At 60.4% G+C, this 23,819-nt stretch carries 27 protein-coding genes; 20 read left to right on the plus strand and 7 right to left on the minus strand.

Annotated elements, in window-relative coordinates; genetic code table 11:
- Positions 1–70 precede the first annotated feature (70 nt).
- The 5 genes from HFO71_RS26355 (at position 71) to HFO71_RS26375 (ending at position 4,973) form a co-directional block, all read left to right on the plus strand.
- Positions 71–829, plus strand: a complete 759-nt coding sequence (locus HFO71_RS26355) for a FadR/GntR family transcriptional regulator (RefSeq protein WP_221985449.1) — start codon at positions 71–73, stop codon at positions 827–829.
- 23 nt (positions 830–852) lie between these two features.
- On the plus strand, positions 853–1,827 hold the full coding sequence (locus HFO71_RS26360) for a sialic acid TRAP transporter substrate-binding protein SiaP (RefSeq protein WP_077980542.1): 975 nt from the start codon (positions 853–855) through the stop codon (positions 1,825–1,827).
- Between the two features lie 118 nt (positions 1,828–1,945).
- The gene (locus HFO71_RS26365; protein ID WP_168337340.1) at positions 1,946–2,518 is read left to right on the plus strand and encodes a TRAP transporter small permease; all 573 of its coding nucleotides are present in this window, start codon (positions 1,946–1,948) and stop codon (positions 2,516–2,518) included.
- A 4-nt stretch (positions 2,519–2,522) separates the two neighbouring features.
- Positions 2,523–3,929: a TRAP transporter large permease gene (locus HFO71_RS26370; RefSeq protein ID WP_025396983.1), complete on the plus strand. Its 1,407-nt coding sequence runs from the start codon at positions 2,523–2,525 to the stop codon at positions 3,927–3,929.
- A 9-nt stretch (positions 3,930–3,938) separates the two neighbouring features.
- Entirely contained in the window at positions 3,939–4,973 is a 1,035-nt protein-coding gene (locus HFO71_RS26375) for an L-idonate 5-dehydrogenase (RefSeq protein ID WP_221982771.1), read from the plus strand.
- An 86-nt stretch (positions 4,974–5,059) separates the two neighbouring features.
- Here the strand turns inward: HFO71_RS26375 and HFO71_RS26380 are convergent, their stop codons facing one another.
- Positions 5,060–5,524, minus strand: a complete 465-nt coding sequence (locus tag HFO71_RS26380; RefSeq protein ID WP_168259621.1) for an Lrp/AsnC family transcriptional regulator — start codon at positions 5,522–5,524, stop codon at positions 5,060–5,062.
- A gap of 126 nt (positions 5,525–5,650) precedes the next feature.
- On the opposite strand from HFO71_RS26380, the gene alr reads away from it, so the two are divergent.
- The 3 genes from alr (at position 5,651) to HFO71_RS26395 (ending at position 9,168) form a co-directional block, all read left to right on the plus strand.
- Entirely contained in the window at positions 5,651–6,784 is a 1,134-nt protein-coding gene (gene alr / locus HFO71_RS26385) for an alanine racemase (protein ID WP_221985450.1), read from the plus strand.
- Positions 6,785–6,813: 29 nt separating this feature from the next.
- On the plus strand, positions 6,814–8,064 hold the full coding sequence (locus HFO71_RS26390; RefSeq protein WP_221985451.1) for a D-amino acid dehydrogenase: 1,251 nt from the start codon (positions 6,814–6,816) through the stop codon (positions 8,062–8,064).
- 81 nt (positions 8,065–8,145) lie between these two features.
- Positions 8,146–9,168 carry a helix-turn-helix transcriptional regulator gene (locus tag HFO71_RS26395; protein ID WP_221985501.1) on the plus strand — a complete coding sequence of 341 codons (1,023 nt, stop codon included), beginning with the start codon at positions 8,146–8,148 and terminating at the stop codon, positions 9,166–9,168.
- Positions 9,169–9,250: 82 nt separating this feature from the next.
- Here HFO71_RS26395 and aptA read toward each other — a convergent pair whose 3' ends face one another.
- On the minus strand, positions 9,251–10,585 hold the full coding sequence (gene aptA, locus HFO71_RS26400) for an omega-aminotransferase AptA (RefSeq protein ID WP_221985452.1): 1,335 nt from the start codon (positions 10,583–10,585) through the stop codon (positions 9,251–9,253).
- A gap of 143 nt (positions 10,586–10,728) precedes the next feature.
- On the opposite strand from aptA, the gene HFO71_RS26405 reads away from it, so the two are divergent.
- Complete coding sequence (locus tag HFO71_RS26405) at positions 10,729–11,277, plus strand: cupin domain-containing protein (RefSeq protein ID WP_131640977.1); 549 nt, start codon at positions 10,729–10,731, stop codon at positions 11,275–11,277.
- Here the strand turns inward: HFO71_RS26405 and HFO71_RS26410 are convergent.
- The 5 genes from HFO71_RS26410 to HFO71_RS26430 all read right to left on the minus strand — a co-directional run bounded on the left by HFO71_RS26410 (position 11,274) and on the right by HFO71_RS26430 (position 15,804).
- Positions 11,274–12,056, minus strand: a complete 783-nt coding sequence (locus HFO71_RS26410; RefSeq protein ID WP_221985453.1) for a pyrroline-5-carboxylate reductase — start codon at positions 12,054–12,056, stop codon at positions 11,274–11,276. The genes HFO71_RS26405 and HFO71_RS26410 overlap by 4 nt on opposite strands.
- Positions 12,057–12,298: 242 nt before the next feature.
- Entirely contained in the window at positions 12,299–12,880 is a 582-nt protein-coding gene (locus HFO71_RS26415) for a TadE/TadG family type IV pilus assembly protein (RefSeq protein WP_168340784.1), read from the minus strand.
- 1 nt (position 12,881) lies between these two features.
- Positions 12,882–13,412: a TadE/TadG family type IV pilus assembly protein gene (locus HFO71_RS26420; protein ID WP_168340785.1), complete on the minus strand. Its 531-nt coding sequence runs from the start codon at positions 13,410–13,412 to the stop codon at positions 12,882–12,884.
- Positions 13,409–14,770, minus strand: coding sequence for a TadE/TadG family type IV pilus assembly protein (locus HFO71_RS26425; protein WP_221985502.1), 1,362 nt, complete (start codon positions 14,768–14,770; stop codon positions 13,409–13,411). Before HFO71_RS26425 ends, HFO71_RS26420 begins: the two co-directional genes overlap by 4 nt.
- Positions 14,771–15,450: 680 nt before the next feature.
- Entirely contained in the window at positions 15,451–15,804 is a 354-nt protein-coding gene (locus tag HFO71_RS26430; protein WP_221985454.1) for a MarR family transcriptional regulator, read from the minus strand.
- 91 nt (positions 15,805–15,895) lie between these two features.
- Between HFO71_RS26430 and HFO71_RS26435 the strand changes: the two genes are divergently transcribed.
- Genes HFO71_RS26435 through virB9 form a run of 11 tightly spaced genes read left to right on the plus strand, consistent with a single transcriptional unit; the run spans position 15,896 to position 23,815 of the window.
- A complete protein-coding gene (locus tag HFO71_RS26435) occupies positions 15,896–16,438 on the plus strand; it encodes a hypothetical protein (protein WP_221985455.1) in 543 nt (180 codons plus the stop codon).
- 3 nt (positions 16,439–16,441) lie between these two features.
- Positions 16,442–17,104, plus strand: a complete 663-nt coding sequence (locus tag HFO71_RS26440; protein WP_131640971.1) for a lytic transglycosylase domain-containing protein — start codon at positions 16,442–16,444, stop codon at positions 17,102–17,104.
- Entirely contained in the window at positions 17,101–17,400 is a 300-nt protein-coding gene (locus HFO71_RS26445) for a TrbC/VirB2 family protein (RefSeq protein ID WP_065282894.1), read from the plus strand. Before HFO71_RS26440 ends, HFO71_RS26445 begins: the two co-directional genes overlap by 4 nt.
- Positions 17,401–17,404: 4 nt before the next feature.
- Positions 17,405–17,743 (plus strand): VirB3 family type IV secretion system protein, encoded by a 339-nt coding sequence (locus HFO71_RS26450; protein ID WP_077980516.1) that lies wholly within the window; start codon positions 17,405–17,407, stop codon positions 17,741–17,743.
- Positions 17,736–20,102 (plus strand): VirB4 family type IV secretion/conjugal transfer ATPase, encoded by a 2,367-nt coding sequence (locus HFO71_RS26455; RefSeq protein ID WP_221988598.1) that lies wholly within the window; start codon positions 17,736–17,738, stop codon positions 20,100–20,102. The genes HFO71_RS26450 and HFO71_RS26455 overlap by 8 nt, the downstream gene beginning before the upstream one ends.
- Positions 20,102–20,800: a P-type DNA transfer protein VirB5 gene (gene virB5 / locus HFO71_RS26460; protein ID WP_221985456.1), complete on the plus strand. Its 699-nt coding sequence runs from the start codon at positions 20,102–20,104 to the stop codon at positions 20,798–20,800. Before HFO71_RS26455 ends, virB5 begins: the two co-directional genes overlap by 1 nt.
- Complete coding sequence (locus tag HFO71_RS26465) at positions 20,797–21,030, plus strand: EexN family lipoprotein (protein ID WP_077980513.1); 234 nt, start codon at positions 20,797–20,799, stop codon at positions 21,028–21,030. Before virB5 ends, HFO71_RS26465 begins: the two co-directional genes overlap by 4 nt.
- Positions 21,031–21,033: 3 nt before the next feature.
- Positions 21,034–21,954: a TrbL/VirB6 family protein gene (locus tag HFO71_RS26470; protein WP_221985457.1), complete on the plus strand. Its 921-nt coding sequence runs from the start codon at positions 21,034–21,036 to the stop codon at positions 21,952–21,954.
- 52 nt (positions 21,955–22,006) lie between these two features.
- Positions 22,007–22,291: a hypothetical protein gene (locus tag HFO71_RS26475; protein ID WP_221985458.1), complete on the plus strand. Its 285-nt coding sequence runs from the start codon at positions 22,007–22,009 to the stop codon at positions 22,289–22,291.
- A 1-nt stretch (position 22,292) separates the two neighbouring features.
- Complete coding sequence (locus HFO71_RS26480; RefSeq protein WP_077980510.1) at positions 22,293–22,964, plus strand: VirB8 family type IV secretion system protein; 672 nt, start codon at positions 22,293–22,295, stop codon at positions 22,962–22,964.
- Positions 22,961–23,815 (plus strand): P-type conjugative transfer protein VirB9, encoded by an 855-nt coding sequence (gene virB9, locus HFO71_RS26485; RefSeq protein WP_221985459.1) that lies wholly within the window; start codon positions 22,961–22,963, stop codon positions 23,813–23,815. The genes HFO71_RS26480 and virB9 overlap by 4 nt, the downstream gene beginning before the upstream one ends.
- Positions 23,816–23,819 lie beyond the last annotated feature (4 nt).

Raw genomic sequence — 23,819 nt, forward strand, 5'->3', positions numbered from 1 at the left:
CTCTAGATTAATTGGTCAGGCCAGTTGACCAGCTGCGGGGCTTGAGGAGAAGTCCGCCGGGGAGGCCATCATGTTTTCGCCTGTTGAATCACGCCGCCTTTATCGGCAGGTCGCAGATCAGATCCGCTTGATGATAGCAAGCGGCGAGCTTGCTGTTGGTCAACGGCTGCCGGCCGAGCGAGACCTGGCGGAGCAACTGTCGGTTTCACGCCCGACCGTCCGTGAGGCGCTGATCGTCCTGGAGGTCGAAGGTCTTGTCAACATCCGCATGGGATCCGGGATCTATGTGATACGCCAGAATGCCGCGATCGTCGCAGGCGCCGAACGGGAGCCTGTAGAGGGGCCTTTCGAGCTGCTGCAGGCGCGCGCCCTCATCGAATGCGCCATCGCCGAAGAAGCTGCCGGTCGCGCCAAACCGGACGATATCGCCCTGCTCGATGAAGCTCTGACGCGCATGAGTGGCGTCGTCAACGATGCAATCGCGGTGCTCGATGCCGATCGCGCTTTCCACACCGGAATTGCTGCCATCGTCGGAAATGCAACATTGATCCGGGTGACGGGCGAGATGTTCGACATGCGCATGACCCCGTATTTTGCAAGGCTTGCCAGCCACTTCGAGGGGCCGACGACCTGGCGAAGGGCATTGGACGAGCATCGGGTTATCCGCGATGCGATCGCAGCCGGCGATGCAGGCGGCGCCAAGGCTGCTATGCGCGCGCATCTGACCATGTCGCAGAAGAGGTTTTCCGAGAGCTTCGGGGAGGAGTTTTCGGGGGAAGAGGAGCGCGGCCGCAACGAGCGGCCGTCGAAAGGAATGAACAAGACTTAACCCAAGCTCAGGAGGAGAGAGCAATGAAGAGCAGACTGGCAACCATACTTTGCACCGCAGCCGCGATCATGGCGAGCACCGCGATTGTGCAAGCTCAGACAGTGCTGAAATGGGCGCATGTCTATGAAACGTCCGAGCCCTTCCATACGGATTCCGTATGGGCTGCGGAAGAGATCAACAAGCGCACCGACGGGCGCTACAAGATCGAGGTCTATCCGGCATCGCAGCTCGGCAAGGAAGCAGACATCAACCAGGGCCTCAAGCTCGGGACGGTCGACATGATCATCTCGGGATCGAGCTTTGCGGCCCGCGACTACAAGCCGATCGGCGTGACCTACTTTCCCTATATCTTCCGCGGTCCCGATCATCTGATCGCCTACACCAAGAGCGATGTCTTCAAGCGCCTTGCGAAAGGCTATGAAGACAAGACCGGCAACCACATCACCGCCGTCAGCTATTACGGCACGCGCCATACGACATCAAACAAGCCGATCGCCAAATGCGCCGATATGCAGGGCCTGAAGATCCGCGTGCCTGACGTTCCCGCCTATCTCGCCATGCCGCGCGCCTGCGGCGCCAACACGACGCCGATCGCCTTTGCCGAGGTCTATCTCGCCTTGCAGAACGGCACGGTCGAGGCGCAGGAAAACCCGCTGACGACAATCGAGGCGAAGAAGTTCTACGAAGTCCAGAAGAACATCATCCTCACCGGTCACATCGTCGATCACCTTAACACCGTGGTCTCGAAGACACGGTGGGCGAGTCTTTCCGATGAGGACAAGAAGATCTTCGGCGAGGTCATGCAGGAGGCGGCCGAGCGCACAAGCAAGACGATCGCTGGCAAGGAAAACAGCCTGATTGCGACCTTTAAGGAAAAAGGCCTGAATGTCACCGAGGTCGACAAGGCCGACTTCGAGAAGACCGTGATGGAAAAGGTCAACTTCGAGGATTTCGGCTACGAGAAGGCCGATTGGGAAGCAATCCGCGCGATCCAGTAAACTCCGTGGCGCGGCGCCGTAAGGCGCCGCGCGTCTTTCGGACGCGCAAAGCACGCTGTCGCACTGTGGCTGCTGCAGGCGCTGCGCTCCTTCATTCCGAACCGGAACAGGATCGATCATGTCGCAAGAAATTCATACGCAAATCACCGCTGAAGAAATCGGCCAGGAGTTCGAGGGGCATGCGCCGACCGCAAACGTTTCGGACTATGCCATCGAGGACTGGATCACGCTGATCGTCTTCTGGCTGATGGCGGGTTGCGTCTTCCTGCAGTTTTTCACGCGCTATGTGCTGAACGACAGCTACGCCTGGACCGAAGAGATCGCCATCAACTGCCTGATCGGCGTCGTCTTTCTCGGTTCCGTCATGTGCGTGCGCACATCCCGGCATATCCAGGTCGATGTATTCTATCACTATATGCCCGCAGGTCTTGCGCGTGTGCTTGCAACTTTCGTCGATATCGTCCGGATCGGCTTCTTCGCCTATGGCTGCCATCTGATGTGGCGCTATGTCGACATCGTGGCGGAAGAGCAGATGGTGACCATCGACCTGCCGCGCAATATCGTCTTCTACACCGTTCTCGTCTCCTTCGTGCTGATGCTGATCCGTGCGGTCATCGTCTTCATCGCCAATATCCGCCGCGGCTACTCCGTTCTGGAGCGCCCCGAAGAATTCCAGACGATCGAGGGTTGATCTGATGCTGCTGCTTCTTGGCTCGTTCCTGGTGCTGATGCTGGTCGGGGTGCCCGTTGCCATCTCGATGGCCGTCGCATCTGTGCTTTACATCGTCCTTTACGGTGTCGCTCCCGACATCATTGTCGCCCAGCGCATGATCGCCGGCGTCGAAAGCTTCCCGCTGCTTGCCGTGCCGTTCTTCATCCTCGCCGGCAACCTGATGAACTCGGCCGGTGTCACCGGCCGCATCTATTCCTTTGCGGTGGCTCTCGTCGGATGGATGAAGGGCGGTCTGGCGCAGGTCAACATCATCGGTTCCGTCATCTTCTCCGGCATGTCCGGCACGGCGCTCGCCGATGCGGCGGGTATCGGTACGATCGAGATCAAGGCGATGAAGGATCACGGCTATCCGGTCGAGGCTGCGGTCGGCGTGACGGCGGCGTCAGCCACGCTCGGCCCGATCTTCCCGCCGTCGCTGCCTTTCGTGATCTACGGCATGATGGCGAACGTCTCGATCGGCGCTCTTTTCATGGCGGGCATCCTGCCCGGCATCGTTATGACACTGCTGATGATGATCACTGTCGCCGCCTTCGCCTATAAGAAGCGCTGGGGCTCGGACGCGCCGTTCGATGTGAGGCAGCTGCTGTCGGCCGGGATGGAAATCGTCGTCGTCCTGGCGGTGCCGCTGGCCATCTATCTGATGATACGTGCAGGTGTGTCAGTGAATGCCGCAGCGGGCATTGCTCTTCTCGTCCTTCTTGCCCTCGACTGGTATTTCCGCTTCTCCGCCGTCATGGCGCTGATGACGCCCGTCATCCTGATCGGCGGCATGACGATGGGCTGGTTCACGCCGACGGAGGCTGCCGTCGCAGCCGTCCTCTGGTCTCTGTTCCTCGGTCTGGTGCGTTACCGCACGATGACGCCCTCAACGCTCGCCAAGGCAAGTTTCGATACGATCGAGACGACGGCATCCGTTCTCTTCATCGTCACCGCGGCATCGGTCTTTGCATGGCTGCTGACGGTGAGCCAGGCCGCCCAGCTGCTCTCCGATGCGATCCTGTCGATCACCGACAATAAATGGGTTTTCCTCATCCTGGTGAACCTCTTGATGCTCTTCGTCGGCTGCTTCCTGGATACGATCGCCGCCATTACCATCCTCGTGCCGATCCTTCTGCCGATCGTCCTGAAATTCGGGATCGATCCGGTTCAGTTCGGCCTCATCATGACGCTGAACCTGATGATCGGTCTGCTGCACCCGCCGCTCGGCATGGTGCTTTTCGTCTTGTCGAGGGTGGCGAAACTCTCCGTCGAACGCACGACCATGGCGATCCTGCCCTGGCTGGTGCCGCTCTTCCTGGCGCTGATCCTGATCACCTTCGTGCCCGCGGTATCGCTGTGGCTGCCGCAGCAACTCGGGCTGCTAAGATAGGAGCGCAAGATGCGGACACGTGTGGCACGGCTTTACGAAAAGGGCGATCTCAGGATCGAGACCGCCGCGGTTGCGGCCCCCGGTCCCGGCGAGGTGCTTCTCAAAATGGCGGCCGCCGGGATTTGCGGCTCCGACCTGCATTATTATCAGGACGGCGGTTTCGGGCCGGTCCGTGTTCGTGAACCGATCATACCCGGCCATGAGGCCTCGGGGACTGTGAGCCAGACGGGCGAGGGGGTCGACCTGAAGGCCGGGACGCTGGTGGCGGTCAATCCAAGCCAGCCCTGCGGGCATTGCGAATATTGTCAGAAAAACATGCCGATCCACTGCCTGGAAATGCGCTTCATGGGCAGTGCGATGCGCCTGCCGCATGAGCAGGGCATGTTCCGGGAATGGCTGGTGGTGCCGGCCAGGCAATGCTTTGCGGTCGGAGCTGCGACACCTGCGGCGGAGGCGGCCTGCAGCGAGCCGCTCTCGGTCTGCCTGCACGCGGCATCGCGCGCTGGAGATATCACAGGCAAACGCGTGCTGGTCACCGGCACCGGCCCGATTGGCGCCCTGATGGTTGCCGTTGCCTCCTATCACGGCGCAAGCGAGATCGTGGTCACAGATCTCGCCGACGCAGCGCTGGACAGGGCAAAAGCCATGGGTGCCACCCGCACGATCAATGTTTCCAAGAATGCCCAGGCGCTTGCTGAATACGAGGCGGGAAAGGGCTATTTCGATCTCGTTTTCGAATGCTCGGCCGCCGCTCCGGCCATCCGCGGCGCGATTGCCGCCATCAGGCCGCGTGGGACAATCGTGCAGGTTGGCGTCACGGGAGACGTGCCGATCCCGCTCAACGCCATCGTCGGCAAGGAGCTTCAACTTCACGGCACGCAGCGCTTCCACGAGGAGTTCGGTACGGCCGTCGAGCTGATCTCCAGCCGCAAGATCGATGTGCGGCCGATCATCAGCCATAGCCTGCCGCTCGAAGAAGCCAACGCGGCCTTCACGCTCGCTGGCGACCGTGCGGCCGCCTGCAAGGTACAGCTGACTTTTTAGGGCGCGGCACGGGGGCTGGCCTGTCGGCGCAGTAGAAGACTGGCTCTTAGTGGCAGGCAGTCAGGCCGCCGCCTGGTGGCCGCGGTTCAGCGTCTGCCCCTCGTGCGGGTCGCCAGAACATTGCGGATCGAGAAGCTGGAATGAATCCTGAGGACGCCGGGCAAGGTCGACAGGATCTCTTTGTGGATCCGCTCGAACTCGCCGGCATTGGCGACCTCCACGCGCAGCAGGTAATCCGAACCGCCGGTCATCAGAAAACATTCGCGGATCTCGGGATGCCGGCGTACCGCCGCCTCCAGGCGGTCGAGATAGTCTTCCGTTTGTCGTTCGAGAGTGATGTTGATGATCACGGCGATCATCTCATCCGCATTGCCGGTGTCTACCAGCACCGTATAGCCGCGGATCACGCCTAATTTTTCCATGATCTTGATGCGCCTGAGACAGGCGGATGGAGAGAGACCGATCTCGGCGGCGAGCTTGGCATTGCTCATGCGGGCATCGAGGCGCAGCAGTCTCAGGATATTGCGATCGATGGCGTCGAGAGCGGGCATAGTGGATCATTCCAAATTTTTATCGATTATGCGGATAACAGGCAGATCATGCAATAATCAACTACTGAATGATCGGCAATTTCGCTCATTATTTCATAAACTTCCTGAGATCGAAAAGGGGTGGACATGGATAGCGATATTTTGGTTTCCCGCACACGCATTGCGACGACCACGCAGGGAGCCACGGGTTATCTGACAATCGATCTTGCCGCCCTTGGCCGAAACTATCGCAAGCTCGTATCGATGCTGGCGCCGGTCCGCGCCGGCGCCGTCGTCAAGGCTGACGCCTATGGCCTTGGCGCTGAGCGGGTGGCGAGAACGCTTCACAGTGAAGGTTGCAGGCATTTCTTCGTCGCCCAGTTTGTCGAGGCCGTGAGGCTCCGGCCGGCACTTGCGCACGACGCCCAGATTTTCGTGCTGAACGGCTTGCAGCCGGGCAACGAGATCGCCTGCGCCGAGATGGGCATTGTCCCGGTTCTCAATTCACTGGCGCAGTGGCGGCAATGGTCGGCGGCTGCGCGCATTCTGAAGCGCTGCCTGCCAGCCGTCCTGCAGTTCGACACCGGCATGTCGCGGCTCGGTTTTCCCCGGGAAGAGCGAGCAGAGCTGGCGGCGGCTCTTCGCGATGGCAGCAATGTCGAAATCCTGTTCATCATGAGCCATCTGGCTTCGGCCGATGACATCGACAGCGAGCAGAACGGCGAGCAGTTTACCGAGATGTCCCGCATCGCCGAGGAATTTCCCGGCTTCGATGTTTCCTTCGCCAATTCCGGCGGCGTTTTCCTGGGCCACGCCTATCACGGCGTGCTCGCTCGCCCGGGCATCGCGCTTTATGGCGGCGCTCCGAACGCCGGCGAGAAGAACCCGATGGAGCCGGTCGTCAGCCTCAATGTCGCCGTCGTGCAGAGGCGCACTGTGCCCGCGGGTGCGAAGATCGGCTATGGCGGCGCGCATGTGACGCAACGGGAAACGCGTCTCGCCACCATTGCCGCCGGCTATGCCGATGGCCTGCCGCGTTGCCTCAGCGACCGCGGCGCCGTCTATTTCAAGGGCATCCGCCTGCCGATCGTCGGCCGCGTGTCGATGGACAGCGCGACCGTCGACGTATCAGCACTGCCCGAAGGCGCGCTGACCTTTGGCAGTCTCGTCGAAGTGCTTGGCTGCCATCAGACGCTCGACGACATCGCTCGAGACGCCGGCACCATTTCTTACGAAATCCTAACCGGCCTGGGCGATCGTTACGACAGGCAATATCGCTAAGAGCCGGCGGCTCCATCATGGGGAAAATCATGAAAGTCATCGTTCTAGGAGCCGGCATCGTCGGCGTCACATCCGCTTATCAGCTCGCCAAGGCCGGCCATGAGGTCACGGTCGTCGACCGGCAGCCGGGTCCGGCGCTGGAGACGAGCTTTGCCAATGCCGGCGAAGTCTCCTTCGGCTATTGCTCGCCATGGGCGGCGCCCGGCATTCCCATGAAGGCCATGAAGTGGCTGTTCATGAAACATGCGCCGCTCATCCTGCGCCCGAAACTCGACATGGCCATGCTCTCCTGGATGGCCAGGATGCTGTCGAACTGCACCTCCGAGCGCTACGCGATCAACAAGAGTCGCATGCTGCGCCTTGCCGATTACAGCCGCATTGCGCTGGCTGATCTTCGCGCCGAGACTGGCATTGCCTATGACGAACGCATGCAGGGGACCCTGCAGCTGTTCCGCACGCAGCAGCAGCTCGATGCCTCGGCAAAGGATGTCAAGGCGCTGGCTGCCGACGGCATTCCCTATGAGGTGCTGGACCGGGACGGCTGCATCCGCTTCGAACCAGCACTGAAGCATGTGCGCGACAAGATTGTCGGCGGTCTGCTGACGCCGAAGGACGAAACCGGCGACTGCTTCAAGTTCACCAACGCGCTGGCGGCCAAAGCCGAGGCGCTCGGCGTCCGTTTCGCTTACGGGGCGACGATCAAGGCGCTGGATGTCGAGGCCGGCCGGGTGCGCGGGATCATCACCGATCGTGAGCGGATGAGCGCGGAGGCGGTGGTGGTCGCGCTCGGCAGCTATTCGCCGCTGCTGCTCAAGCCGCTCGGCATCAGGCTGCCGGTCTATCCCGTCAAGGGCTATTCGCTCACCATCCCGATCACCGATGCGTCACGCGCGCCGGAATCGACCGTCATGGACGAGACCTACAAGATCGCGATCACCCGGCTCGGCGACCGCATCCGTGTCGGCGGCATGGCCGAAATATCAGGCTACACCAATGACCTTGGCCTCGCCCGCCGCAGCACGCTGGAATATTCGGTCACCGATCTCTTCCCCGGAGGCGATATTTCCAAGGCCTCATTCTGGTCCGGCCTGCGTCCGATGACGCCTGACGGCACGCCGGTCATCGGCGGGACTGATGTTGCCGGCCTGTTTCTCAATACCGGTCACGGCACACTCGGCTGGACCATGAGCACCGGTTCGGCCCGGCTCATCAGCGATCTCGTCAGCGGCGGCCGGCCGGAAATCGACGCAAAGGATCTCGCAATCAACCGCTACGGCTGAACCTGTCCTGGCAACGCAAACAAGATGAGCATGATTGCGCAAGTCCACCATCATTGTGTAAATCGAATTCAGAGGTCCCGAATGTCGGTCAATTCTCATATCCGGAACAACGGCGGCCTCACCCGACAGCTGGCGGAGCAGGGCATGTCGTTTCGGGAGACGGCACACAGCGGAACAGACCCGGACGAGCTCTCGGAAATATTGTCGACGCCGAACTCCCCGATCAAGGTTGCGGCCGAAGGCAATATGCCGATTGCATACCGCTGCAATTTCGTTTCCGTGGGAGAAGAGGTAACGGTAGCCGACTGCACCTACGAAGGCACAATCCTGATCAGGCGTGAGGCGCCCAGCGACAGGATGATCGTTTTTATGCCGATGGAAGGAAACGCATCTTTCGAAGGCATGCGGGAGCAAATCTATTCGGTTCCAGCCCGCGGTACGATCCTGGAGGCAGGTCGCGCCGCCGGTGCCCGGCTGTTTGGGCCACGCCGTCACTTCGGCCTGTTCGTCGATCAGGCGAAGATCGTCAGTCACCTCACGCATATGTTCGAGAGAACGATCAGCGGCGACATCGATTTTCATCCTCACATCGATCTGACGAGCGGCCCGGGGCTCGTGTTGCAGCAAATTGTCTCGAGCCTCCATCGCGGCCTCAGCGGGAACGGACCGCTACAACGGTCGCCGCTGGCCGCCAGCTCGCTCTGCGACGCGGCGATCTATCTGCTTCTGGAGACCTGCCCCAATCGCTATTCGAACGAGCTTGCGCTCCCCGCTCCGGCACCGGCTCCACGCCATGTGAAATGGGCCATCGACTTCATGCAGGAACACATCGCCGAACCGATTTCGCTCAGCGACATCGCGATGGCAGCCAAGGTAAGCGTTCGGACTTTGCAACAAGGTTTCCGGCAGTTCAGGAATACGACCCCAATGTCCTACCTGCAGGACCTTCGGATGGCCGCCGCCCATCGCGATTTGCTCGATTCTAATGCCAACCAAGGCATTGCCGACGTCGCCCTGAGATGGGGCTTTACGCATCTGGGGCGATTTGCGGCCGAATACAGAAAGCGTTTCGGCCAGCTGCCGTCACAGACATTGAAGCGCTGAGCTCCATTTCAACGTGCCGGATGGTTCCGCCGACGATGAACCAGGTGTCCGATCGCCGGCGGGAACGGCAAGCCGTGCGGGTCTATGCTGCGTGCTTCAAGGCGTCGCTGAGGATCGAAACGATCGTGTCGATCTGGCTTTTCTCGATAATGAGCGGCGGGGAGAGGGCAATAATGTCGCCGGTTACCCGGATCAACAGGCCCTTGTTGAAGCAGTCAACGAAGATGTCATAGGCGCGGGTTCCAGGCGCCCCGTCACGAGAAGCCAGTTCGACTGCGCCGACCAGTCCGAGATTGCGGATGTCGACGACATGAGGCAGGCCTTTCAGTGAGTGGAGGGCCTCCTGCCAGTACTCGGCCAAGTCGGATGCGCGCGTCAGCAGGCCTTCCTCCTCGTAGATCTCCAGCGTAGCGAGACCGGCTGCGCAGGCGACCGGATGGCCGGAATAGGTATAGCCGTGGAAAAGCTCGATCGCATTGTCCGGTCCGACCATCAGCCCGTCGTAGATCTTGCGGCTGGCAAAGACTGCGCCCATGGGGATCGTGCCGTTGGTGATGCCCTTTGCCGTGGTGATGAGGTCGGGCACGACGCCGAAATAGTCGGTCGCGAAAGGCGTACCGAGACGGCCGAAACCGGTGATGACCTCGTCGAAGATCAGCAGGATGCCGTGTTTGTCGGCCGTCGCACGCAGCTTCTCCAGATAGCCCTTCGGCGGCAGGACCACGCCCGCCGATCCCGACATCGGCTCGACGATAACAGCCGCGATTGTTTCGGCGCCGTGCAGCTGCACCAGCCGCTCGAGATCGTCCGCCAGTTCGACGCCGTGGGCGGGAAGGCCCTTTGAAAACGCATTACGCTCGACGTCGAGCGTGTGGCGCATGTGGTCGGCCGGTATTTGAGGGAAGACCCGCCGGTTGTTGACGAGACCGCCGACGGAAATGCCGCCGAAGCCGACGCCATGATATCCCTTCTCGCGTCCGATGATCCGCGTGCGGGTGCCTTGGCCGATCGCCCGCTGATAGGCGATGGCGATCTTCAGCGCCGTATCGACCGATTCCGAGCCCGAGCCGGTGAAGAAGATCCTGTCGAGCTTGGCTTGCGGACCGCCCGGCGCGTTCGCAGCCAATTTCGCGGCGAAGTCGAAGGCGATCGGATGCCCCATCTGAAAGGTCGGCGCATAGTCCAGTGTCGCAAGCTGTCGCTCGACGGCTTGGGCGATCTTCTTGCGGCCGTGGCCGGCATTGCAGCACCAGAGACCGGCCGTGCCGTCAAGCACCTGATGTCCATCGATGTCGGTGTAGTACATTCCCTCCGCTGCTGCCAAAAGGCGCGGCGCGGCCTTGAATTGCCGGTTCGCGGTGAACGGCATCCAGAAATTTTCGAGTACGGGCGCGTTCGTTTTGCTGAGCTGGTCCATCCTGGCCTCCTTTGGGATGGCGCCGAGAATGACAATTCCTCCCTTTCAAGCAAGTCCTTTTCTTTGTCGGCGCAAGCCGTTGAAATTAAACAGATCGAAAGATATGATTTTGGATATTCTGGACAACACAAACGAACCGTATCATGTCAGTCGACATCGGCAGCCGCCTTCGCCATCTCCGCATCGCCCATAAGCTTTCCCAGCGCGAGCTCGCCAAGCGCACCGGCGTGCCGAACTCGACGATCTCGCTCATCGAATCGAACGCCTCCAACCCGTCGGTCGGGGCCTTGAAGCGAATCCTGGACGGCATTCCCATCGGTCTGGCGGAATTCTTCGCCTTCGAGCCCAAGCGTCCCAGGAAGGCCTTCTATGCGGCCGAGGAGCTGGTGGAGATCGGCAAGGGCGCCATTTCCTACAGGCAGGTTGGGGAAAATCTCTTCGGGCGCAGCCTGCAAATACTCAAGGAATGTTACCAGCCGGGCGCCGACACTGGAAAGGTTCCCCTCGTTCACGAAGGGGAGGAGGGCGGGATCGTGCTCTCGGGAAGGCTCGAGGTGACGGTCGATGACGAGCGGCGGATCCTTGGAGCGGGTGACGCCTATTATTTCGAAAGCCGGCGCCCGCACCGCTTCCGCTGCGTCGGACCGGTGCCCTGCGAGGTCATCAGCGCCTGCACGCCGCCGACTTTCTAGTTCTTGCCCTCGATGCGGGCAAGCACCCCGTCGAGTGCAGCGGCCAGCGCGGCAAGGCCGCCCTTCTTCTCGAAGTCGGAGAAAACCTGCTCGTTCAGTCCGCCCTTGGTCGCGAATTCGCGGCTCAGCGCGCTGAACGGTTCGTTGCCGGGGCTGTTTGCTTTCTGCGCGAGGCTTGCAAAGAGCGGGGCGATGTAGGCCTGTCCCTTCGCTTTTTCGAGGCCGCTTCTTTCCAGCCAGACGGCAACCTGCTCCATGATGCCGAAATAGGTCGACATCATTGCGCTCGCTGCCGCGAGAAGATCGTATTCCTTCCTCGACTGGCATTGAACAGCCGTTCCGAGCGCATCGAAAAGCGCTGCGACGGCGGTATCGGCCGGATAAATGGCAGTGACGCCTTGCCGGTCGGCGACGAAGGGCAAGGGAATCGCCTGCACCAGATGCACGTCGGCGGCGATCCATTCCAAGAGGGCCTGGCGCTCCGTCGCCGCAACGAGGCTGACGACCATTTGGCCATTCCTGAACGATAGCGCGCGCACGACCTCCTCGGCGACCTGCGGCCGTATCGCCAGGAACACCATGTCGCTGCGCTCGACGACGTCCTGGTTGTCCTTGGCAATTCTGACGGCGGCGAATTCGTCGGCCAGCGTCGCGGCGATGTGAGCGCTTCGGGGAGACACGTGAATTGCGGAGGCATAGGCCGGCTCAGTGAGAAGCCCGCGAACCATCGCTTCGGTAATCGCGCCGGTGCCGACGAATCCGATACTGTCGATTTTCATTTGACTACTCCGCAGCCCGCAGCGGGCCTAGCGCGACATCCCTGCGCCGAACCAAATCGCCTACAAGACGGCAAAGGCGGCGGTTGCCGCCTTCACCAGAACCTCGCCCGCGACTATGCACTCGACAAGCTGCGGGTCAATGCTGTCTGCCCCAAAGCCGGTATGCGCTTCGGCGGACGGACGATCGCCGATCTCCACAAACTCGCGGAAGCCTCCAGCCCAATTCGACAGATCCTGGAGCTTTAGTTGTAAGTGATCTTGTCGCCGACCCTTGGGCGATTGAAGTAATGGCGATCGAAGCTGTAGCCATTCTGCCCGGTGAAATTTGAAAAGAACGCCGAGACTGGCGTCGTCAATGTGTACTGCACCCTGGTCAGCACCACCTGCACACCGTCATCCTGGATCTCCGAAGGGACCTCGATCGTGCTCGCCGAGCCGGAGTTAAGTGCGGAGGTGTTGAGTGCTGCAGACCAGTTGACCGTCGCGCTGCCGCTCTTGGCGATATCGTCCACCGCGACGGTGATCGTCAGCCCGGTCGTGTCATAGGGCTGCAGGATAAAGCTGGCGCCGGAGAGAAGCTTGGCGACGTCGGACTTCGTCCAGGAGCCCTGCTGTGAAATCATATCGCCGGTGGAAGAGGCGATCTCATCTATCTTCCGGCTGACTGTGAGCGCATGGCCGAGATCGACGGTGCCGAACAGCAGCATCACCAGGATCGGCAACACCAGCGCGAACTCCACACCCGATGCAGCCGACCGGTCGTGCATGAGATGACGGGCGCGGGATCGGGCAAGGCGAAAGAAGGTCAGGCTCCGGTTCATCATGTCAGAAAGGCTCGTTGCGGAACAGAACGGAAGATCCAAGGAGGTAGCGACCGTCGGAAAGCTGGGCGCTCGACAGGCTGAAGAAGTTGACGACGGCTGTCCATGGCAGGAACGTCTGAACCAGGATGTAGTCGCTGCCCTTACCGATATCATAGGTCTCGCTGACAGCGAGATTGCCGCTGTCGTCGATGGGGTCGGTACTGGCGGCGGACGAGAGGTCGGAAAGCACGATCACCTTGACCAGGAGACCGCTGGAGCAGCTGAACGACAGAAGCATGTCGTTGCAGATTCTGGCCTTGAAGTCTGCCAGCGTGATGTTGGAGGACGCAACCTCGCCGGTGCGGATCATCCGGGAGATCTTGTGCACGGACGCGTCCAGTGCCGAGTTGACGAAGAACATCAGCGACACTTCGATAATGCCGAATATCATGATGAAGAGCGGCAGAGCCAGGATCGCAAATTCGATCGCAGCGACCCCTTTGCGATCACCAAGCAGGCGGCGCAACGATGCGAAGCGTTTCCCTTGCCTCATTGGGTCAGCCGGACGGATGCGAGATATTGGTTGAAAAGCGCCGACAGGCCCGCCGTGATCTCGGTCGACGAGGACGCGAATATGAACAGGCTCTTGGAAGATGCGCAGTCGGAAAGAGCATAGGGGATGTAGTCGCGTCTGGTGATGCTGTTCGACACGCCGGTTTGCATGGTGCCGCCGTAAGTGCTCTTCCAGCTGGCGCTTGCCATGGTCGAGCCGACTGTCGCGCTGTAGCCCCAATCCGAGGTGATCGGCAGGTATTCGGTGTAAAGAACCGCCATGGTGGCGGACTGGTTTTTGAGGTAGGCGCACCAGTCCGGATTGAGCGGCGCCACCTTGTTCCAGTATGCTCCGTAGGTGGCCTTTCCGTTTTTCCATGTCACTTTGTCGGTCACCCATTCCCGCTGCGACTGGACGCCGTCCGTCAGCAGGAGAACCAGCTTGAGCGGCGAGCCCGAGGAGGCTCCGTCCCCGCCGGTGCCGACTTTCTGCTTGAGCGTCGCAAGCGACACGTCAAAATAGGTGGCTGCCTTCGAGGTCGCGCTGGTAAGGCCGTAACTTGCGTCCGCAAGGCGATTGCGCGCCGTGTCAGTGCTGAGCGTCGGGGTCAGAACTTCCGTGAGGGTATCACCAAGACTATATAATCCGACCTTGATACGTTGATGATTGCTGTCGGACGTGTCGATCATGTCAAGCACGTCTCTGACGGCATCACCGGCAACATCGGTGCGAAGCTTTATGCTCTTGGCCTTGCTGTATTCGTAATTGTTGGCGTATTTCGTCTTGCCGATCGTGTGTGCATCGCCGGTGTGGCAGGCGAACTGGCATCCGAGGCCGGAATACATTGTCGCCTGGCCGGCCGTTGTCGCCGCCAAAAGCATCGACGGCGATGTGTCGATGACAATATAGACATTGAGATAGGAGGTGGCCGGCCCCTTGACGGCGCTTGCCACGCTGACGTCAACGGTGTCGATGTTGGCGATCTTCATCAGCGTCGTCGGAACCGTGCCGCTGGCCGTCGCCGTGATCTTATGGTTTGACGTGTCAATGTTGATGTCGCCAAGCGTATAGCTGTTTTCCACCTGCGCGTGAAACCAGTCGGAGACCTTTTGCTTGAGAGCGACGGCGTCGTCGGTATCGATCTCTTTGACCGCCGCGATCAGGGCCGTGTCCAGGTCGCTCTGCATCCTCTGGCGGACATTGTAAGCCCTGATGTAGTCAAAGCTCGCGCCGACTGCGACGATCATCGGCACCAAGGTGAGGGCAACGACGATTGCCACATTGCCGCCCCTGTCCTTGCCGAGACGGTGAAAGCCTTTGAAGGCTCTAGCAAATGAATATGAAAGACCCGAGCCCAAAACAGCCACCGCCACATAAAGTCATACTTATGTGCAAGAAGTATCCAAACTGCTTAAGTCTCTGTTAATTTTTATGTTTTCCGGGCAAATGCCGACTGTCGAATCCGTGTTTCGTGCGCAAATCGTATATGTCTGCGAGTTATGGATATTTGCAGGACGACATATCAACTCTCTCTGCACTCGCATGGCAGTGTCGCGCGTTGGCGTCCAGCGGGCGGCACTGGTCAAACGCGCCGATCAGCGCATCAGGCCAGCCGGTCGGCTTGATCCTTCCGATCACCGAGACTTTCCCGCTGAGTGAGACTTTAGGCACTGACCGATTGTTCTCCTATGCCGGCCGGCCTGGAACCGTTGACCTGGCCAGGGCTGGCAAAAGTCGCCGCGAAGGACTTCTTTGATTCCTGACCGCGCATGCGACCGGATCCGCAATCTTTTGCTGGCGGTGCACGATGCCTTGGGCTGGCTCATGACATCGAAAACAGCGCCGAGCGAGTTGTCGACGTTCCGCAGTGAAGCTGGCATCGGTGGCGCAGTATTTCGAAATCACTTCGGCCCCCGAAAAGGCGGCTCTCTGTTCGATGTGTCGAGAACCGGCCGAGGCGTTGCAATCATGTCCCAGCCCTGCGGTGACTTCTCAATTGGCTGATTTAGAACGACCAAAAACGCCAGTTAAATCGATTTCATCCGCTTCCGAACGAGTTCAGTTTCTCCAGAAGAGCCTCTGAAATCTCGAACTGACGGGCCGTTCCACGTCCCATCGAATTCTTGACGATCGTCTCGTCCAGCATCCCCCGTTTGACCAGGAGATCGACCGTCTCCTTGACGCCGCTGCGCGTTAGTGCGGTGATTTCCATGATGTTGGAAAGGGTTAGCTTCTGATGCGCCTGGTTCATGCTGTACAGAACCGTCATCATGCCGACCTGCTTCAGCCTTGCCTGAGGCGTCTCGTCTTCGAGCGGATGGTCGAGGATTTCGTGCAGGATGAGACCTGAGAAAGCCAGATTGCGCCATTGGGTTGTAAGTGCTCTTGTCATGCTCTTTTACTGTGTTATATAAATCAGTATAAACGCCGTTACAGGCAAGCCACCTCTTCCGCTATGGGCTGTCCTCTGGAGGGTCGTACTCATGAAAAACCTTCTGCTCAACTCGGTCGTCGCGACCTGCTGCATATTGCCACCCTACCTTACTTCACCTGGCCAGGCTCAGGCAAATGAATGGGGCTGCGAGGTTATCCTGTGCCTTTCCAACCCTGGAGGTGCGACGCAGTTCGCGGCATGCCGCCCGCCGATCCAGAAGCTGTGGCGCGAGCTTGCCCAGGGACATCCGTTCCCGACATGCAGCGGCTCCGGCTTTACAAGTTCGCGCCCCGGCTATGAGCCCTATTACTGCGAAACGGGTTACCGGCTGGAAACCGATTATGGTCCTCGCGGACAGGAAACTACCTGCGTGTCGACGTCCCTCCAGCCGGTGAGCAATGCATACTGCCCCAGTGTTTTTGGAGATGATCACAAATTCAACAAGGATTTGGTGCGGTCACCACGCTGGCAACGGGAGGATGGGCGCCGCCGGTGCATGGGCTATTCGACGGCTCGCCCGAACGTACGCCCGCAGCCCCACTATGTCGACGTCACCATCGACGGCGCGGCAACGCAGCGGGTCTGGTACTGAACGATGGCCGTCACTTTCGTGGATCTCGCGCAGAACTGCGCACCCATGGTGGAGGTGAGAACGCTTGCCGCCGTCATCAGTCTCGAGAGCGGCTTCAAGCCCTTCGCCATTCGTATCAACAGTGGCCCACCGCTTGAGCGTCAACCCGCGTCGAAAGCGGAAGCCATTGAGCTTGCGACCTCGCTTACCGCTGATCATCAGGACATCCAGATCGGCCTAGGTGGCATCGGCATGGAAGAGTTGCGCAAGCTGAAGCTTTCGATTTCGGATGCGTTCGATACCTGCCTGAACCTCAAGGCGACGGCTACTCTGCTCAACAGCTATTATCGCCTCGCATTGCATGCCGGCGCCGATACCACGCAGGCCGAGAAGGTCATGCTCCAATCCTATTATGGCCGGAACGACCCGTCGGTCGGCCAGATGGTCAGATATGACGAGCAGGTCCGCAAGGAAATGGTCCGCCTGTCTTCCAACCTGGCCTCTGTCGCCATCGGCGAACCGCGCGAAGAAAGCCCTCCTGATGAATCGGCAGAGAGGCGGCAGGCGTCAGTAATCAAAGAATCCATTCCGCAGCCCAATGAAGCCGCATCGTGGGACGTCTTCAACGCCCGGCGGCAGACTCAGGTTCTCGTGTTTCAGAATGAACGATTGGAGCAAAGCCAATGATCTCAACAGCAACCCTTCGCCCTGTCGCGGCTCCCGCGTTGATGGCAGTCGCCATTGTCGCCTGCCTGGCAGAACCGGCTTTTGCCCAGGCAGCCGGCGTCGAAACCGTGTTGCAGAACATCGTCGACATGCTGACCGGCAACATCGCCCGGCTGCTTGCCGTCATCGCCGTCATCATCATCTGCATCGCCTGGATGTTCGGCTACATGGATCTGCGCCGCGCCGGGTTCTGGATCATCGGCATCGGCGGGATTTTCGGGGCGACGGAACTCGTCAATACGATCGTCGGAAGCTGATGACATGGTGATAGCTGCCGCCATCGAGGAAGACACCCTGTTCCTTGCCTGCACCCGCCCGGCGATGATTGCCGGCGTGACGATGGAGGCGATGGGTATGAACGTCATGCTGACGACGATCCTTTACATCACCGCGGGATCGATCGCCTACGCACTGGTCGGCGTCGTCTTTCATTTCATATTCCGGACGCTCGTCAAGCACGACCACAACATGTTCCGGATCCTGATCTCGTGGATCGACACCCGCGGCCGGTCACGCAACACCGCCTATTGGGGCGGCGCCACGGTCTCGCCGCTGACGCTCATCCGGCACTATGACGAAAGGGATCTGAGCCTTGCCTAGCATCGCAACGCTTCGCTCACGCGAACTCGGCCCCGAAACCTTCATTCCGCACGTCCGCCATGTCGACGAGACAACGATCGCGCTGAAGTCCAGAGCGCTGATGGTGATGCTCGCGCTTGATGGCGTATCCTTCGAAACCGCTGATGTTCTGGACCTGAACAGCCTTCACCGCGACCTCAATACGCTTTACCGCAACATCGCCGACGAGCGACTGGCACTGTGGACACATGTCATTCGCCGTCGCGACAACGCCTATCCGGATGGAGAGTTTGCCAATCCATTCTCACGGGGGCTGAACGCAAAATACCGCGAACGTATGATCGATGAGGACCTGTTTCGAAACGATCTTTACCTCTCGCTCGTCTGGCATCCGGGCCGGGATCCAGCCGAAAAAGCCGCCAACCTTGTTTCTCGCCTGCGCAGGGCAGGCCGCGCCGGCGTCGAAGTCGACGAAGATGGCTTGAAGCACCTGAAGGACAAAGTATCCGACGTCACCGCGGGCCTGAGGCGCTTCGAGCCTCGAGTGCTCTCCCTTTACGAGCAGGACGGCATCCTCTTTTCCGAACCGAGCGAGGTGCTGCACCAGATCGTCGGCGGCCGGCGGGAGTGCGTCCCGTTGACGGAGGGCAGGATATCTTCGGCGATCTATTCGGATCGGGTGATCGTCGGGCGCGAAACCATCGAGATCCGTCATGAGGCCGATAGCCGCTATGCCGGCATCTTCGGGTTCAAGGAATATCCGGCGACGACCCGCGGCGGCATGCTCGACGGCATCCTGACCGCCCCCTTCGAACTCATCCTGACGCAGTCTTTCGCCTTCGTCTCGAAAGCCGACGCGCGCACGATCATGGGGCGCAAACAGAACCAGATGGTCAGCGCCGGCGACAAGGCGGCCTCGCAGATCGAAGAGCTCGGCGATGCCATGGACGATCTGGAGTCGAACCGGTTTGTCCTCGGTGAGCATCATCTCGCGCTCTCGGTCTTCGCGCCTTCAGTGAAGGAGCTTAGCGACCACATGGCCAAGGCACGGGCATACCTCACCAACGGCGGTGCGGTCGTCGCCCGCGAGGATCTCGGGCTCGAGTCGGCCTGGTGGGGGCAGTTGCCAGGCAATTTCCGCTTCCGGGCAAGATCCGGCGCCATCACCTCGCGAAATTTTGCAGCACTCTCTCCCTTTCATTCCTATCCGACCGGCAGAAAGGACGGAAATGAATGGGGACCGGCCGTCGCCATGCTGAAGACCGCCTCCGGTTCACCCTTCTATTTCAACTTCCATCATAGCGACCTCGGCAACACCTTCGTCTGCGGACCGTCGGGCGCCGGCAAGACGGTGCTCTTGAACTTCATGCTCTCACAGCTCGAAAAACATGATCCGCATATGGTCTTCTTCGACAAGGATCGGGGCGCCGATCTCTTCGTCCGGGCCGCGGGCGGTACCTACCTGCCGCTTCGGAACGGTGTTCCCACCGGCTGCGCACCGTTGAAGGCACTCGACCTCACGCCGGAAAACAAAGTGTTCCTCACAGGCTGGGTTGGCAGGCTAGTGGGAGCGGCGACGCGGGAACTGACCGTCACCGAGCTGCGCGACATCGCCTCGGCTGTCGACGGTCTGGCTGACCTTCCTGCCGAGCGCCGCTCCATTGGCGCCTTGCGCACCTTCCTGAACAACACCGATCCCGAGGGCATCGCCTCGCGGCTGAGGCGATGGGAAAGGGGAGGTCCGCTCGGCTGGGTGTTCGACAACGAGACCGACGACATCGGCATCGGTGCCAAGTTCATCGGCTACGACATGACCGACTTCCTCGACAACGTGGAAATTCGCGCTCCACTGATGGCCTACCTGTTCTTTCGCATCGAGCAGCTGATCGACGGGCGGCGCATCATCATCGTCATCGACGAGTTCTGGAAGGCCCTGCAGGACGAAGGCTTTCGCGACCTCGCGCAGAACAAGCTGAAGACGATCCGCAAACAGAACGGGCTGATGTTGTTTGCGACCCAAAGCCCGCGCGATGCGATCGTCTCGCCGATCGCCCATACGATCATAGAGCAGTGCCCGACGCAGATCTTCCTCCCCAATCCGCGCGGCGATCATGCCGATTACGTCGAGGGGTTCAAACTGACGGAGCGCGAGTTCGAGCTTGTCTCCCGCGAGCTTCCGGTCGAAAGCCGCCGCTTCATCGTCAAGCAGGGGCACAACAGCGTTGTCGCCGAATTGAACCTCAGGGGTTTCGACGACGAGCTCGACATTCTCTCCGGCCGCACCGCTAGCGTCGAGCTCGCCGAGGCGATTCGGAAGGAGGTCGGCGATCGGCTCGAAGACTGGCTACCGGTGTTTCAGCAAAGAAGGAGGATGGTTTGATGGAAAGGATCAGAATGGGATTTGCTCTGGCGATGACGGCTGCACTGTTGCCGGTTGGAGCGGCATTCGCACAGGGTATTCCGGTCATCGATCAGACCGCGATCGCCAAGCAGATCGAAAGCATCACGCAGCTGAAATCGCAGCTCGATGCGCTCAATCAACAGCTTCAGCAGGCACAACAGCTTTACGCATCGCTGAACAAAGTCACCAACATGGCCGATGTCGCCGGTCTGCTGAACGACCCCTCGATCCGCAAGGCGTTGCCGCAGGATTTTGATGACATCGAAGGGCTGTTGAAAGGCTCGGGCACCGGCGCCATCGCAACCTCCGCCTCGAAATTCCTCGAGAATAATTCCACCTATCGCACCGATGCCAATGACTTCTATGCGCAGGAACTGGCGCGCGCCCAGAACCGCAATGCCGGCCAGATGAGCCTCGGCCAGCAGATCTACGATGCCGCCACCAAGCGCATCGACGGCATCGATCAGCTGCGCCAGCAGATCTCCAGCGCCGCCGATGCCAAGGATATTGCCGATCTCCAGGCACGATTGCAGGCCGAAACCGCTTTCCTGCAGACCGACGTGCTGCGCATGCAGGCACTGCAGATGGTCCAGCAGGCTGAGGTTCAGGTCGACGATCAGCGCAAGGCCGAGGATTGGCGCAAGCGCCTGGATGCCATGGGAGAGGCGCTCAAATGAAACATCTCCTGCTTGGCATCGTCATGCTCACCCTTTCTGGCTGCTTCGGCGACGAAGACAGGATCTATACTGTCGACGAGCTGATGGATGATGAGGTCCTGCTGGCGAAGATCACGAGTGAATGCCGCAACAACCCCGGCGCCTTGCGTCAGACGCCCAATTGTCAAAACGCCGCGGCGGCGGACTGGAAGTTGCGGCTTGAACGCATGAACAGGGCGCTTGGAGGCTGAGCTATGTACCAGGTCTTCAGCTTCGTCGACGGCCAGTTCAAGGCGCCGCTGGAAAATTTCATCTCGTCGGGCACGTCGAACATTGCCAGCTGGATCGGCGGCCCGCTCACCGCGGCGCTGACGCTCTATGTCGTGCTCTATGGTTACCTTGTCCTGCGGGGCTCGGTACCGGAGCCCATCCTCGGATTCGCGTTCCGGGCGATGAAGCTTGCCATCATCGTCATGCTGGTGCGCAACGCCAGCGAATATCAGACCTATGTCACCAACATCTTCTTCGAGACGCTGCCGCGCGAGATCTCGCAGGCGCTGAACTCCGGGACGGCGCCCAGCGCTTCCACCTTCGACAGTCTCCTCGACAAGGGCCAGAAATGTGCTCAGGAAATCTGGGCGCGGGCGACCTGGCCGGCCGACATCGTCAACGGCATCGGCGGGATGATGGCGATCGGCGCGAGTTTCACCGTGGCGGCGATCGGCTATATCGTCTCGCTCTATGCCCGGCTGGCGCTCGCCATCGTGCTGGCGATCGGCCCGATCTTCGTCGCGCTTGCGATGTTCCAGTCCACCCGCCGTTTTACCGAATCCTGGATTGGTCAGCTCGCCAATTTCGTCATTCTCCAGGTCCTGGTCGTCGCCATCGGTTCACTGCTGATCAGCTGCATCGACACGACCTTCACGGCAATCGAAAGCTACACGGATGTCATGATGCGTCCGGTCGCCCTTTGCGCCATCTGCCTTGCCGCCCTTTACGTCTTCTACCAGCTGCCCGGCATTGCCTCCGCGCTCGCAGCGGGCGGGGCGTCTTTGACCTACGGCTATGGTGCCAGCCGAGACGCCCATGAAAGCACGCTTGCCTGGGCTGCCTCGCATGGCACCAGAGCAGTTGGGCGAAGCGTCCGTTTCGTCGGCCGCCGCCTCAGATCTTGAGGGGCCGGATAACGCCTTCTTCACGTCAAATGTTTCAGAGGTTTGCATTTCAATGATCCGCATTATCGTCTCGCTCCTCCTTGCCTTGGAGCTCACTGGCTGCGCATCGCGGTCCCACCCTTTGCCCAAATGCGACGGTTATTCGCGCCGGCCGCTCAACCGCGCCATGTGGCAATGGGGGGACAACAAGCCCGCCAAGCAAAGCGGCAATGACGCAGTCCCGGCGACAGCGACCGGCCCGCTGTCTTCCTATGGCGAAGTGCCGCTGACGGAGGAACCTGCCGCCTTCGCGCATTTCGATGCTGTGGGTTCGTATCGGCCATGCCAGGAGGGGTGAGATGGTGAATGAGGACAGTCTGAAGAGCTATTTCGACAAGGCGCGCCGCTTCGATCAGGATCGGCTTATCCAGGTGGAGCGGTCAGCACGCATCGCCTGGTCCATCGCGATCGCCGCAAGCGTGCTTGCCGCCACCTCGATCGTCGCCGTTGCCGGCCTCACCCCCTTGAAGACGGTCGAGCCCTTCGTGGTTCGGGTCGACAATTCGACCGGCATCGTCGACGTCGTCTCGGCGCTTACCTCGACGGCCGGCAGCTATGACGAGGCGGTGACCAAGTATTTTGCCGCCAAATATGTGCGTGCGCGGGAAGCCTATGTCTGGAGCGAGGCCGAGGAGAATTTTCGCACGGTCGCGCTGCTCTCGACCCAGCCGGAACAGACGCGTTTTGCGGCAATCTACCGAGGCGGCAATCCGGACTCTCCGCAGAATATCTATGGCCGCGGCGCGACGTCCCGCATCAACGTCGTCTCGATCTCTCTGATCAACGCGAATGTGGCTTCGGTTCGCTATACCAGGACCGTCACGCGCGGTGACGAGGTCAGGACCACCCATTGGGTGGCGACGCTCACCTTCTCTTATGTCAACGCGCCGATGTCCTCGACAGATCGGCTGACCAATCCGCTTGGTTTTGCCGTCAGCGAATACCGCGCCGATCCGGAGGCCATCAATTGAAGCAGACTGTCCTGATCGCCCTCCTTCTTGCCGGCCTCTCCACGACAGCGTCAGCGCTCGATATTCCGCGCGGCGCATCGCAGGATAGCCGCATCCGTTTTGTCGACTACCAGCCGTATAACATCACGAAGATCGTCGGCACCTTGCGGTCCTCGGTGCAGATCGAGTTCGCCGCCGACGAGGAGATCGCCCACGTCGCGCTTGGCAACAGCGTCGCATGGGAAGTGGCGCCTGCCGGCAATATCCTGTTCCTGAAGCCCCGCGAAAACCAGCCCGTGACTAACGTCTCGGTCGTCACGGCCAGGCGGGACGGGTCGACCCGCAGCTACCAGATGGAGCTGACGGTTCGCGACGGCACCGTCGAGGCCGGGCAAAACACCTACTTCTATGTGAAGTATCGCTATCCCGCCGATGAGGCCGAACGCCGAAGGCTCGATGCCGCTGCTCGTGCGCAAGCGGCTCAGGCCGGCGAAGCGGACAAGGTTCTTGCTCTTCACGAAGCCTATGGTCCACGCAACTGGCGCTATTCGGCGCAAGGGTCGGCGGCACTTGAACCGCAGGCGGTCTACGACAACGGCAAAGTCACCACCTTCGCCTTTGCTGGCAACCAGGAAATGCCGGCGATCTATATCGAAAATTCCGACGGCAGCGAAAGCCTCGTGCCGAAGACCGTCGAGAACAAGCTGGTGCTGGTGCACGCCATCAGCCGCAAATTCATCCTGCGCAGGGGAGGCGACGTGCTGTGCGTCTTCAACGAGGCCTATGATCGGATCGGCATCAATCCCGACACCAAAACGACCTCACCCTCGGTGGAGCGTGTTGTGAAGACGCAGGCAGCGAGTGGACAATAGGAGG

This window comes from Rhizobium laguerreae (genome assembly GCF_019778565.1).
GTDB classification, from domain to species: domain Bacteria; phylum Pseudomonadota; class Alphaproteobacteria; order Rhizobiales; family Rhizobiaceae; genus Rhizobium; species Rhizobium laguerreae.